Genomic DNA, 13105 nt, shown 5'->3' on the forward strand with positions numbered 1-13105 from the left:
GGTGAAATAGCGGTCATCCACGGACTTGATCAGGAAAGGACCTTGTGATGATGCTATCGACGACCCTGCTGAGACTTTCAGTGCCGGCAAAACCCGCAAACCGGGCCCGACTGCGCCGGTTCATGGAGGGCATCACCCTCTGGCTGGCGTTCCTGTTGCTCCTGTTCGTTCAGCCCCTTTACGCCGAGGCGAATGTGGCTGACGAACTCCAGCCGGGGCTGCTGCATTTTACCGACAGCCAGGGTAACTGGCAGGCACCCGCACTGGTGCTTGAAAGTGACTTTGATGTCACGGTCAGCGGCCTGATTGCCGATACCCGCCTCACCCGGCGTTTTCGCAACACCAGTGATGACTGGCGCGAAGGTGTCTTCGTATTCCCGCTGCCGGAGAACGCCAGCGTCTATGCCCTGACCATGACGGTGGGCGAGCGTACGATTACCGGCGAAGTGCGGCCGAAAGAGCAGGCCCGCCAGGAGTACGTCGAGGCCCGGGACAGTGGCCGGCAGGCTGCGACAGTGGAGCAGCAGCGCCCGAACCTGTTCACCTCCCGGGTAGCGAATATTCCGCCCGGGGACAACATCACCATCGAGTTGCGCTATCAGCAACCGGTAGATTACCGGGATGGTCAGTTCTCGTTGCGACTGCCCACCACGTTGACACCCCGATACATGCCCGGACCGCTATTACCGACTGGCGAAGCCTCTGGCTGGAGCGAAGGCTGGGCAATTGCCACCAGGGAAGTGCCGGATGCCGATGCCATCAGTCCGTTCACGGTGCGACCGGAGGACGTTGCCGCCGACAGTCATCGGGCCCGGATCAGGGTCGCTCTCAATGCCGGACTGGAGCTGGCGGACGTCTCCAGCCCCGGCCATGAACTGGAAACCCGCACCGATGGCCAGCAGGTCCAAGTTTCGCCTTCGGAAGGGACAGTGCTGATGAACCGGGACTTTGTGCTTCGTTGGCGCCCGGTTCGTGGCAGAGAGCCGGTTGCCGCGGTCTTCCATGAGCAGTTCGGCGGTGAGGACTACCTGATGACCATGGTGGTACCCGGCGCCGCTTCGGATCAGACCCTACCCCGGGACCTGGTGTTCGTGATCGATACCTCCGGGTCCATGGCCGGCGAATCGATACGCCAGGCCAGGCAGGCGCTCGGGCGGGGTCTCGATACCCTCTCCGCCAACGACCGGTTCAATGTCATCCAGTTCAATTCACAACCCCATGCCCTGTTCATGGAGCCGGTACCGGCCGATGGCAACAATCTGGCCCGGGCTCGCCGTTATGTCAGCCGGTTACAGGCTGAGGGAGGCACGGAAATGGCGTCTGCCCTGTCGCTGGCACTCGGCGGGGCCGGAAATGATGACGCCGATGATGCCGCACGGGTCCGGCAGGTGGTCTTTATCACCGATGGCGCTGTGGGCAACGAGGCGGGGTTGTTCCGGCAGATTCGCCAGCAGCTGGGCAACCAGCGTCTGTTCACCGTCGGCATCGGTTCAGCCCCCAATATGCACTTCATGCGGGAGGCGGCCCGTTGGGGGCGGGGTACCTATACCGCAGTCAGCAATCCGGCCGATCTTGGTGGTCCGTTGGAGGCCCTGTTTTCGGCCATGGAGGCACCGGTGCTGACGGGGCTTCGAACCGACTGGCCCTCGGCAGGGGCGGAAGTCTACCCGGAACGCACTGGCGACCTGTTCCGGGGTGAACCGCTGATCCAGGTCGTTCGCGGTGTGCCGCCGGAGGGGAAGCTGTCGGTCACCGGCCTGGCGCCGGATGGCAAGCGCTGGGAGCGGACACTGGACCTCCGGCAGTCTGCCGAGGGCGCCGGGCTGCACCGGCGCTGGGCTCGCGCGAAGATTGACAGCCTGCTGGACCGGGCCAGGATTCAGGGCGATCACCCGGACGAAGAGCAGATTGTCCGGCTGGCGATGGCCCACAGCCTGATGTCGCCGTTTACCAGTTTCGTGGCGGTGGACAGCACGCCGGTGCGTTCGGGTAATGATCCGCTGCTCGCTGACAGTGTGCCTACCCTGTTGCCGGCCGGAACCTCAGCCGGAATGTTGCGATACCCCCAGACGGCGACCATTTCACCACTACTGATTGCCCTGGGGCTGGTGGGGATGATGTTCAGTGCAGCGATCGTGCTCCTGCGCGGGAGGGTAGCGCTGTGAGCCGGATCCTTTTGCTGCTGCTCAGTTCATCCGCCACCCTGCTGGTGTTCGGGCTGTGGATACCCATCAAGGCGGTGGTCGCTCAGGAACTGCTGGCATTGGCGTGGGCGGAGAGCCAGGCCCGGCAGACCGAAACCCGCCCCTGGCCCTGGGCGGACACCTGGCCGGTGGCCAGGATGGCGCTACCGGAACTGGACCGGTCCATGGTTGTGCTGGAGGGTACCCACGGTGAGAGCCTGGCCTTCGGTCCCGGTCGGGTGCTTGGCGGGTTGCCCGGTGAGGGACCGGTCATCATTGCCGGCCACCGGGATACCCATTTCCGGCAACTCAACGAGCTGGTGCCGGGAAGCGGGATTCGTCTGCAGGGCCAGGATGGCCAGTGGCAGGACTACCAGGTTGAGGCATCCCGGGTGGTGGACAGTCGCCAGGAGCAGATTGACACCCAGCGCCTCTCCCCGGACACCCTGTTGCTGGTGACTTGCTACCCGTTCGAGAGCCTGGATTCCGGCGGGCCGTTGCGTTATGTGGTGACAGCGCGGCGCCAGGATCCGGCACCGGTTAACCCGCTGGAACAAATTGATACTGTTGCAGGGCTATGACCTTGGCGTACACTTGTGCGCCAGTTTTACGTAACAGAGAAGCTGTACCTGATGGGTGTTTTGAGAAAGCTGTTGGCATGGCTGAGTGTACCGGTAATCAGCCTGTTTGCACTGGTACTTTACCTTGCCCGCCCGTTCAATCCGGATAACAACCGTATGCTGGGGTGTGTGGTCGCCCGGTTTGGCCGCTTTGTCCTGGGCATGGAACGCCCCATCGAAGGCCTGGAGAACATGCCGCCGGACCGGCCCACCGTGGTGATCGCCAATCACCAGCACAACGACGACCTGTTCGTGATGGGGGATCTGCTGCCTCCCAGGACGGTCACGGTCGGCAAGTCCTCTCTGATCTGGTTGCCGTTTTTCGGCCAGGTATTCTGGCTCGGGGGCAATGTCATCCTGAATCGGTCCCGCTCCAGGAAAGCCGTAGCGGCGATGCAGCTGGTCGGCGAAACCATCGCCCACGACCGGAAAAGCCTGTGGGTGTTCCCCGAAGGGACCCGTAGCCATGGCAAGGGGTTGGGCAGTTTCAAGAAGGGTGCCTTCTATGCTGCCATTGCTTCCGGTGCCCCGATCACCATGGTCTGCGCCAGTGAATACGCCGACAAGACCTGTGGCCTGCTGGGGCGCCGTGAGCCGGTGGCCATTCGCATCCTTCCTCCCGTCGAAACCGTTGACCTCAGCCCCGAGGATGTGCCCGAGCTGATCGAGCGGTGTCGGTCCCGGATGGCCGAAGCCATTGCCTCCATCACGCCTGCCTCCCGTGCCGGAAGTGCTTGAAGCACCGCAAGAAACAGGGCAGTCTTTGCGTGGATTGACCGTTTCTTGAAGCATCCTCAGGGAGAGGCGAGAGATGAACCTGATTTATTTTCTGATTATTGGTGGTGTGGCCGGCTGGCTGGCCGGGCTGATCATGAAAGGGCGCGGCTTTGGCGTACTGGCCAACATTGGTATCGGTATTGTCGGCTCGTTCATTGGTGGTTTCCTGTTCGGACTTCTGCAGCTGTCGGCCCACGGCGCCGTCGGTCGGCTGGTGACGGCAACCGTGGGCGCCGTTCTGCTTCTGGCCATCGTTAACAAGATCAAGAAGGGTTAAGCATGATTGTCCCGGTAACCGGTGTCTTTGCCGCTGTAATCGGTTTGCTCCTGCTGGTGCTTTCGGCCCAGGTGGTGAGGTTCCGGCTCAAGTACCGCAAGGGCCTGGGTGTCACCGATGACCGGGATTTCGAGGCTGCGGTTCGCGCCCATGCCAACTTGGTGGAATATGCGCCCCTGGGGTTGCTGATGCTGGGGCTCGCGGAACTCAACGGCGTGCCCAGTGGTTTCGTGTACTGGACCGGCATGGCTCTGGTGGTGGGGCGCATCCTGCACGCCTGGGGCATGATCAATGGTCGTGGTGGGCCGCACCTGGCCCGGATGATCGGCATCATTCTGACCTGGCTGGCGATCCTGGTGGCATCACTGCTGTTGTTCTGGAACGTCTGGCAGGTGTACGGCGGCTGAACCGCCACAAATACAAGCGGGGGCCTCGGCCCCCGTTTTCCGTTGTGATATGTCCTTCCCGGACTACAGGGCCTGGGCCATTTCCTGGGTCAGGTATTCCAGTTCCACGCGCCGGTTGGCGGCGTGATCCTCGAGAGTGGCCAGGGGCCGGGTTGATCCCCAGTGCGCCAGCTGGATCTGGTTCTCGCCCACGCCTTCCCGGATCAGAACCCGGGCGATGGTGCTGGCCCGCAACCGGGACAGGAACTGGTTGTAATCCTCGGTGCCGAAGTTGTCGGCATGGCCATGGATCCGGACTTTCAACCCAGGATATTGCCGGAGATAGAGCGCATGCTGGCGGATGATCGCCAGATCATCGCGATCCAGGGCATGCTTGTTGAATCCGAAATGAAATTTCAGTCGATGAGGTCTTTGTCCCGCAGGGGTGGCCATCGCCGCCGTAAAACCTGATGCCAGCGCCGCTTTGGCCAGCAGTTCCGGGTTGTCCAAAACGAGTACGGTCATGTGCAGTATCCTTGCTTCCAGTATCCGGTTTTTCTTGTTATTCCCATCCACTATTGGTGGTGGCAGGAATAACGGCAATTGGCGAAAGGTCGATAGCTGCCACCGATTTAATGTCATTTATATGACTCCGGTGTGACAGTGTCTCGCACCGGCCCCGCTATCTGTGGGGCTGTCCACATTTCTCGGGTTAAGCCGTTGTAACCGTCGCCACAACACCTATTACACCGGGAAATATGGGCAGGGCTGTGGTAAAAAAGCAGGTTTTCAGGGACAGAATATGATGAATTGTGACCGCCGATGCTGATTATCCCCGCCGAGAACGCCGTTAACTGGAAACGCCCACCCCTGGTTACCCTGGGGCTGATGTTCGTCTGTCTGCTGGTTTTTCTTTTCTACCAGGGCGGAGACAGCCGCAAGATCGAGCAGGCGGTCGAGCAGTATCTCTCCCAGGACCTCCAGGAGCTTGAAGCGCCCGTCTATGAGGATTACCTGCAACGGCAGATCCAGTTCCGCGGCGAGCAAGAGCGGGTCTACGACTTGCAGGAATTCCAGCAGTTGCGGGAGGAGAACGCCGACTTCTGGATCGCCATCAGCCTGATGATGGACCGCGAGTTCTACCACTACCTGCTGGAGAACCGCGGCATCCTCTGGGCACCGGCGGAACGGGCATACTGGCTCGAGCACCGGACCGCCATCGAGGAGGGCTACATCAGCCAGCTCAGTGCCCAGCAACTGGGCCTGGTGCCGGCCGATCTTAAACCCTATACCCTGATTACCTACCAGTTCCTGCATGGTGGCTGGGGCCATATCATCGGTAACCTGCTGTTCCTGTTCCTGCTCGGCTTTACGGTGGAGAAGGCGCTTGGTCCGGGGCGGTTCCTGGTGGCCTACCTGGTGTGCGGTGCCATATCCGGCCTGGTGTTCACCGCCTTTTCCGCGGGCAGCCCACTCCCGCTGGTAGGGGCTTCAGGGTCGATCTCCGGTCTGATGGGCATGTACGTCGCCATCTATGGGCTGCAGAAGATCCGGTTTTTCTTTTTTCTCGGCGTTTACTTCAACTATTTCCGGGCACCGGCCCTGGCCATGCTGCCGGTCTGGCTGGGCAAGGAAATCTACGATTACTGGTTCGCCGGTGCCACCGGCATCGCCTACATGGCCCACGCCGGCGGCCTGGTGGCCGGGGCCGGCCTGGTCTGGCTGTTCGGGCGCAGCTGGCTGCATGTGCGGGAGGAATTCTTCGAGCCGGAGGAAGCCGAACAGGATGCCCGTTTTACCACCAGCTATGCCCAGGCAATGGCGAGCCTGGGCCGGATGGAGTTCGATCTGGCGCGTCGGCAGTTTGAGGCCCTGCGCCAGCACTACCCTGACAGGCCCATCCTGCTGGAGCACCTGTACCAGCTGGCCAAGCTGAGGCCGGACCTGCCCGAATACCGTGATCGCACCCGTGAACTGATGGAAGATGCCCTCAGCCGGCGTCAGCCGGAGCAGATGGTTGACGTGTGGGAGGAATATCTCGGCAAGGGCGAGCACCACCAGCCGTTGGCCGCCGAGGACCACAACCGGGTGCTGTTTACCAGCCTGAAACAGCAGAATTTCAAGGCCGCGGAAAAGGCTTTCGAGCGGCTGCGGGCCACCGGGGATGAGTTGCTGACCTCAGAAGCCTGCCGGCTGCTGGTGAGCGAATTCGAGAAGCGGCAGATGGAACCCAAGGCACGGCATTATCGGCAGTTGCTGACCTGAGAGGGGCGGCTGGCGGTGAAAACGGGGTCAGATGAACGCTTTCATCTGACCCCAACTTCACCTTCACGCCTCACTCAGCAACAGCAAATTTCGCCTTCGGCCCCTTCAACGGCTCCCGTTTCTCCGCCTGTTCCAGATACGTCCCGATCTGCCCGTGCAACGGATGGTTCGGGCACTTTTTCTGGATAAATGTCAGAAATGCTGTGGCTTTCTCCCACTGATTGAGGCCATTGGCCAGGATTTGCGCCACCAGCAGGTACGCCGGGGCCAGCTGGTCACTGTCCGGGAAGCGTTTGTGGAAATCCTGGAGCAGCCGCAGGGCGGGTTTGAACCGGCCCCGGTGATACATGGCGCTGGCGCAGCGGACAGACAGCTCCGGGTCCTCGAGCCGGCAGGTGGGTTCGGCCTCCTGCAGCAGGGTGACCAGTTCGGCAATGGCTTCGCCGTCGTTACTGTTTGCCAGCCAGTTGAGGATCCGGACATGGTAACGGTGCAGTTCCGGGACATCTCTGCGTGCCATCAAAAGCTTGTACAGCTGGGCGATTCGCAGGGCATTGTCCGGGTCCCGTATCAGGGCTTCCCTGAGCATCGACTGCACCCGGTCGTAGTTGCCGTCCTTGAGGTTCATGTCGATATCGGCATCAAAGCGGGCGGTCCTGTCCCGGCTCTGTGCCTGGGCGAGGGTCTCGCCGTCCTGGACGTCGGCGGCAAAACCCAGTTCTTCCTGGTACTGGAACAGCAGGTAGCCGAGCATGTGGAACAGGATCAGGGTAAAGGTACTGTTCAGGAACCCGGCGAGGGGCTGGGAGAACCAAAGCGGAAAGTGGTTCAGGGCGAAATCCTGGGCGGCCCCCGAAGCCAGGGTGAGCAGGATCAGGTAACCATAGAGCAGGAAATAGGGTGTCCCGATGCGGGAAATCAGCAAAGCCAGGTTCATGGGGTTCACCGCTGCGCCCACTGAGCGTTCCATGGCCAGGACCATGATGCTGGCGGGCAGGGCGAGCACCACAAAGGCGATGGCCAGCATCCCGAGGATTGGCCCGCCCAGCATGGCGGCGGCCCCGACCAGGCCGCCCATCACCACGAACACCAGCAGTTGCAGAACCACGATATCAAAGCCGCTACCGGTAAAGGCTACGGCCACAGGCGGTGGTTTCAGGTGGCCTTCGGCCGTGTGATTGATCACCGCATACGTATACTTGAACAGGGCCAGCGCAAGCACAATCCAGATCAGGATACCGATCAGGTTCGCCGGGGCGATCACCGGCACCAGGGTGCAGATGGCAATCACGATCAGCGGGTCGCTGTGGAACGGGTAGCGGAAGAACGCGCCGATCCGGTTCCAGAACGGGACCGCTTCGGTGGCGGCCCCGAGGTAGCGCATGGCTTTACTGCAGTGCGGGCAGAGCGCCTTGCGCTGGCGGGTATCAGCATCGGGCATGCAGCGGCTGCAGTAGTGGATCTGGCATTCGCCGCAGTGCCATTTGGCGGGTTCACCGGGGTGGTAGTGGCAATCGTGTTTCACAGCGGGTCGGGTTCCTGGTCCGTCAGAGTCAGGCGGGTCATGATGACAGAACTGAAAGGGCCGCGCAGCTACCTGGTTAACAGGTAGACTGACAGTCCATAGCGTCCGTATTGAACCGAAGGTATTCGGGGTCCGGAGGAGTCTTGCAACACAACAACCTGCAACAGTCGGCTGATTCCGCTGGCGGGCATCAGCCTTACCGCTGGCGCGACATTTTCCTGCTGGCGCTCAAGCACAAGCCGCGTCTGGTGCGCGCCAATCTGCTGGCGATCCTGGCGACCATCATGGCCGTACCGGTGCCCCTGTTGCTGCCGGTGCTGGTGGACGAGGTCTTGCTGGAGGAAGAGGGCCCCGTGCTTCCGGTCATGGATGCCATCCTGCCTGCCGGGTGGCAGCAGCCTGTGGTCTACATCGGGCTGATGGTGCTGGCAGCACTGCTGCTCCGGTCGGCCGCACTGTTCTTCAATGTCCTGCAATCCCGCGAATTCTCCAAGGTTTCCAAGGATGTCGTGTTCCGCATGCGCTCCCGCCTGCTGGGCCGGCTCCAGCGCGTGGCCATGTCGGAGTATGAAACCCGTGGTTCCGGGGCCATCAGCAGCTACTTCATCACCGACCTGGATACCATGGACCAGTTCCTGGGGACCTCCATCAGCCGGTTCCTGGTGGCCAGCCTGACCGTAATCGGTACTGCTGTTGTATTGCTGTGGGTGCACTGGCAACTGGCGCTGCTGATTCTGCTGTTCAATCCACTGGTGATCTTCGCCACTATCCTGATCGGAAAGCAGGTCAAGGAGCTCAAACGCCGGGAGAACAGCGCCTACGAAGAATTCCAGGGGGATCTGACCGAAACCCTTGATGCCATTCACCAGCTCCGGGCGGCCAACCGGGAGAAGCATTACCTGCGCCTGCTGATCGATCGCGCGCGGGTGGTCCGGGATCATGCCATCCGCTTCCAGTGGCGCAGTGACGCCGCCACCCGGGCCAGCTTTGCCCTGTTCCAGTTCGGTGTGGACGTGTTCCGGGCTGCGGCCATGGTCACGGTCCTGTTCAGTGATCTGAGCATCGGCATGATGTTCGCGATCTTTGGCTACCTGTGGTTCATGCTCACGCCGGTCCAGGAAATGCTGAACATGCAATACGCCTGGTTCGCCGCCAACGCCGCCCTGGGGCGTATCAACCGGTTGCTGGAGCTGAAGGAGGAACCGCGTTATCCGGCGCTGGAGGACCCGTTCCGTGGCCACCACACGGTAAGCCTGACCCTGCGGGATATTCATTTCGGTTATGGCGACGAGCAGGTGTTGCGGGGCATCAACCTGCATCTGGAACCCGGTGAGAAAGTGGCGGTGGTCGGTGCCAGCGGCGGTGGCAAATCCACCCTGGTGCAGATCATTCTGGGCATGTACACGCCCCAGCAGGGCGAGGTACTCATCAACGATGTGCCGGTGCAGCGGATCGGGCTGCCGAGGTTGCGGGAACATGTGGCCACCGTGTTGCAGCATCCGGCCCTGTTCAACGACACCATCCGGCAGAATCTCACCCTCGGCCGGGACAAGCCGGATGTCGAGTTGTGGGAGGCGTTGCGCATCGCCCAGCTCGATACCATGGTGGCGGCCATGCCGGAGCAGCTGGATACCGTGATCGGCCGCCAGGGCGTGCGCCTGTCCGGGGGGCAGCGCCAGCGCCTGGCCATTGCCCGGATGGTGCTGTCGGATCCGTCGTTGGTGATTCTCGATGAAGCCACCTCGGCACTGGATGCCGAGACCGAGTACCAGCTGCACCGGGACCTGGAAGGCTTCCTCAGGCAGCGGACCACCCTGATCATCGCCCATCGGCTCAGTGCCGTGAAACAGGCGGATCGCGCCTGCGTGTTCGAGGATGGCCGGATCATCGAGGAAGGGCGGCACGAGGAACTGATCGCCCGAGAAGGTATCTATGCCCAGCTCTACGGCGAGCGGCAGACCTGAGATCCGGGTTGCCGGCCCGCCTTTCCGTGCCTGCAACTTTTGGTGTCGACCTTGGTCTGATATTCACGGAAGTGATGCCGAACATTCACCGGCCACCGGTTGAAGTCCTGTCAATAGCTGCAATAGTTAATGGTGACTTCACAATGCTGTGCCTTTTCATCACCCTGTTTGGTCTATCGCGGAGCGCGTTCCTGCAAGCAGTATGATGAAAAGGCTCCCGAGAAGCCTTCCGGAATGTTCGGATAACGACGAAAAGGAGGCACCACATGTCGAATGAAAGTCTGGGTAAAGACAGCCTGAATACCCTTTCCGCCCTGGATGCGGGTGGCAAGACCTTCCATTACTACAGCCTGCCCGAGGCAGCCAAAACCCTGGGCGATCTCAACCACCTGCCGTTCTCGCTCAAGGTATTGTTGGAGAACCTGCTGCGTAACGAGGACGGCGCCACGGTCGACCGGTCCCACATCGATGCCATGGTGCAGTGGCTCAAGCACCGGACTTCCGACACCGAGATCCAGTTCCGTCCGGCCCGGGTCCTGATGCAGGACTTCACCGGCGTGCCCGGGGTGGTGGATCTGGCGGCGATGCGTGAGGCCGTCAAGAATGCCGGCAAGGATCCCGCAATGATCAATCCCCTGTCGCCGGTTGACTTGGTAATCGACCACTCGGTGATGGTGGACGAATATGGCACCCCCGCTGCCTTCAAGGATAACGTTGCCATCGAGATGGAGCGTAACAAGGAACGGTACGAGTTCCTGCGCTGGGGCCAGCAGGCCTTCGACAATTTCCGTGTGGTGCCGCCGGGTACCGGTATCTGTCACCAGGTGAACCTGGAATATCTGGGCAAGACGGTCTGGCACAAGGACGTGGACGGCAAGACCATTGCCTATCCGGACACCCTGGTGGGTACGGATTCCCACACCACCATGATCAACGGCCTGGGTATCCTGGGCTGGGGTGTTGGCGGTATCGAAGCTGAAGCCGCCATGCTCGGTCAGCCGGTGTCCATGCTGATTCCCGAGGTGATCGGCTTCAAGATCACCGGCAAGTTGCGGGAAGGTATCACCGCCACCGACCTGGTGCTGACCGTAGTGGAAATGCTGCGCAAGAAAGGTGTGGTAGGCAAGTTCGTGGAATTCTACGGCGATGGTTTGAAAGATATGCCGGTAGCAGACCGTGCCACCATTGCCAACATGGCGCCGGAATACGGCGCCACCTGTGGCTTTTTCCCGGTCGACGAGCAGACCATCGACTACATGCGCCTGACTGGCCGCGAGGAGGGCCAGCTGGAACTGGTGGAAGCCTACGCGAAAGCGCAAGGCCTATGGCGTGAGCCAGGCCACGAGCCGGCCTACACCGATATGCTCGAGCTGGACATCGGTGATGTGGAAGCCAGCCTGGCGGGCCCGAAACGCCCTCAGGATCGCGTAGCCTTGAAGAACATGAAGGCCACCTTTGATCTCGTCATGGAAACCTCAGAAGGCCCGGCCAAGCCCCGGGAAGCCAGGATGGAATCCGAAGGCGGCGGTACGGCTGTAGGTGTTGATGAAGCCTATTTCGAACATCCTGCCAGTCAGCCGATCGAGATCGGCGGCCGGCAGGCCAGGCTGGACCCTGGTGCCGTGGTCATTGCGGCGATTACCTCCTGTACCAACACCTCCAACCCGAGCGTGATGATGGCTGCCGGCCTGATCGCCAAGAAGGCGGTGGAGAAAGGCCTGAGCACCAAGCCCTGGGTGAAGACCTCGCTGGCACCGGGCTCCAAGGTGGTTACCGACTACCTGAAAGTCGCCGGGCTGCAGGACGATCTGGACACGCTAGGCTTCAACCTGGTGGGGTACGGCTGCACTACCTGTATCGGTAACTCCGGGCCGCTGTCGGATGCCGTGGAGAAGGCTATTAGCGATGGCGACATGACTGTGGCCTCGGTACTCTCCGGTAACCGTAACTTTGAAGGTCGGGTGCATCCGCTGGTGAAGACCAACTGGCTGGCCTCACCACCGCTGGTGGTGGCCTATGCCCTTGCCGGCAACGTCCGTGTCGACCTGACCAAGGATCCGCTGGGTGCCGACAAGGACGGCAATCCCGTCTACCTGAAAGACCTGTGGCCGAGCCAGAAGGAAATCGCCGAGGCGGTGGAGCAGGTCAAAACTGAGATGTTCCGCAAGGAATACGGCGAGGTGTTCGAGGGCGACGAAACCTGGAAGTCTATCAAGGTACCCGAGAGCAAGGTCTATGAGTGGTCCGACAAGTCCACCTATATCCAGCATCCACCGTTCTTCGAGGGTATGGGCGAGGAGCCGGATCCCATCGAGGACATCAGGGATGCCAATATCCTGGCCCTGCTGGGTGACTCGGTGACCACCGACCATATCTCGCCGGCCGGTTCCTTCAAGCCGGATACCCCTGCCGGGAAATACCTGCAGGAGCATGGTGTGGAGCCGAAAGACTTCAACTCCTACGGTTCGCGCCGGGGTAACCATGAGGTGATGATGCGCGGCACCTTCGCCAACGTGCGCATCAGGAACGAGATGCTCGATGGCGTGGAAGGCGGATTCACCAAATTCGTGCCCACCGGAGAGCAGATGGCCATCTACGATGCCGCCATGAAGTACCAGGAAAGCGGCACCCCGCTGGTGGTTATTGCCGGCAAGGAATACGGCACCGGCTCCAGCCGTGACTGGGCGGCGAAAGGTACCCGCCTGCTCGGCGTCAAGGCCGTGGTGGCGGAATCCTACGAGCGGATCCACCGCTCAAACCTGATCGGCATGGGTGTGATGCCCCTGCAGTTCCAGGAGGGTGTGGACCGCAAGAGCCTGAAACTGACCGGTGAGGAAACCATCAGCATCGAAGGCCTGTCCGGTGACATCAAACCCGGCCAGACCCTGAAGATGACCGTGAAGTACAAGGACGGCTCCACCAACAGCTGTGAACTCAAGTCGCGGATTGATACCGCGAATGAGGCGGTGTACTTCAAGCATGGCGGCATCCTGCACTACGTGGTGCGGGAAATGCTGAAGAACGCCTGAAGCGTGAAAGTGGGGTCAGATGAAAGCTTTCATCTGACCCCGAGTTTATTTCCGAGTCCGAGTGAATCCCCCGGGGTCA

General features: G+C 61.2%; 10 protein-coding genes. 8 read left to right on the plus strand and 2 right to left on the minus strand.

Annotated features, from left to right (window positions below):
- Nucleotides 1-47 precede the first annotated feature (47 nt).
- From ACESMW_RS05140 to ACESMW_RS05160, 5 genes are all read left to right on the plus strand, one after another.
- Entirely contained in the window at nt 48-2165 is a 2118-nt protein-coding gene (locus tag ACESMW_RS05140) for a marine proteobacterial sortase target protein (RefSeq protein ID WP_372985984.1), read from the plus strand.
- Nucleotides 2162-2764: a class GN sortase gene (locus ACESMW_RS05145; RefSeq protein ID WP_372985985.1), complete on the plus strand. Its 603-nt coding sequence runs from the start codon at nt 2162-2164 to the stop codon at nt 2762-2764. The genes ACESMW_RS05140 and ACESMW_RS05145 overlap by 4 nt, the downstream gene beginning before the upstream one ends.
- A gap of 51 nt (nt 2765-2815) precedes the next feature.
- Nucleotides 2816-3541 (plus strand): lysophospholipid acyltransferase family protein, encoded by a 726-nt coding sequence (locus ACESMW_RS05150; RefSeq protein ID WP_372986015.1) that lies wholly within the window; start codon nt 2816-2818, stop codon nt 3539-3541.
- 73 nt (nt 3542-3614) lie between these two features.
- Entirely contained in the window at nt 3615-3857 is a 243-nt protein-coding gene (locus ACESMW_RS05155; RefSeq protein ID WP_343812634.1) for a GlsB/YeaQ/YmgE family stress response membrane protein, read from the plus strand.
- 2 nt (nt 3858-3859) lie between these two features.
- Nucleotides 3860-4264: an MAPEG family protein gene (locus ACESMW_RS05160; RefSeq protein WP_372985986.1), complete on the plus strand. Its 405-nt coding sequence runs from the start codon at nt 3860-3862 to the stop codon at nt 4262-4264.
- A gap of 63 nt (nt 4265-4327) precedes the next feature.
- On the opposite strand, the gene ACESMW_RS05165 is transcribed toward ACESMW_RS05160, so the two are convergent.
- Complete coding sequence (locus ACESMW_RS05165; RefSeq protein ID WP_372985987.1) at nt 4328-4768, minus strand: OmpA family protein; 441 nt, start codon at nt 4766-4768, stop codon at nt 4328-4330.
- Between the two features lie 297 nt (nt 4769-5065).
- Between ACESMW_RS05165 and ACESMW_RS05170 the strand changes: the two genes are divergently transcribed.
- Nucleotides 5066-6508, plus strand: a complete 1443-nt coding sequence (locus tag ACESMW_RS05170) for a rhomboid family intramembrane serine protease (protein ID WP_372985988.1) — start codon at nt 5066-5068, stop codon at nt 6506-6508.
- Between the two features lie 70 nt (nt 6509-6578).
- On the opposite strand, the gene ACESMW_RS05175 is transcribed toward ACESMW_RS05170, so the two are convergent.
- Entirely contained in the window at nt 6579-8033 is a 1455-nt protein-coding gene (locus ACESMW_RS05175; RefSeq protein WP_372985989.1) for a hypothetical protein, read from the minus strand.
- A 143-nt stretch (nt 8034-8176) separates the two neighbouring features.
- Here ACESMW_RS05175 and ACESMW_RS05180 point away from each other — a divergent pair, with 143 nt between their 5' ends.
- A complete protein-coding gene (locus ACESMW_RS05180) occupies nt 8177-9997 on the plus strand; it encodes an ABC transporter ATP-binding protein (RefSeq protein ID WP_372985990.1) in 1821 nt (606 codons plus the stop codon).
- A 266-nt stretch (nt 9998-10263) separates the two neighbouring features.
- Nucleotides 10264-13026: an aconitate hydratase AcnA gene (acnA, locus tag ACESMW_RS05185; RefSeq protein ID WP_372985991.1), complete on the plus strand. Its 2763-nt coding sequence runs from the start codon at nt 10264-10266 to the stop codon at nt 13024-13026.
- Nucleotides 13027-13105 lie beyond the last annotated feature (79 nt).

Source organism: Marinobacter sp. (assembly GCF_041690455.1).
Classification (GTDB): Bacteria; Pseudomonadota; Gammaproteobacteria; order Pseudomonadales; family Oleiphilaceae; genus Marinobacter.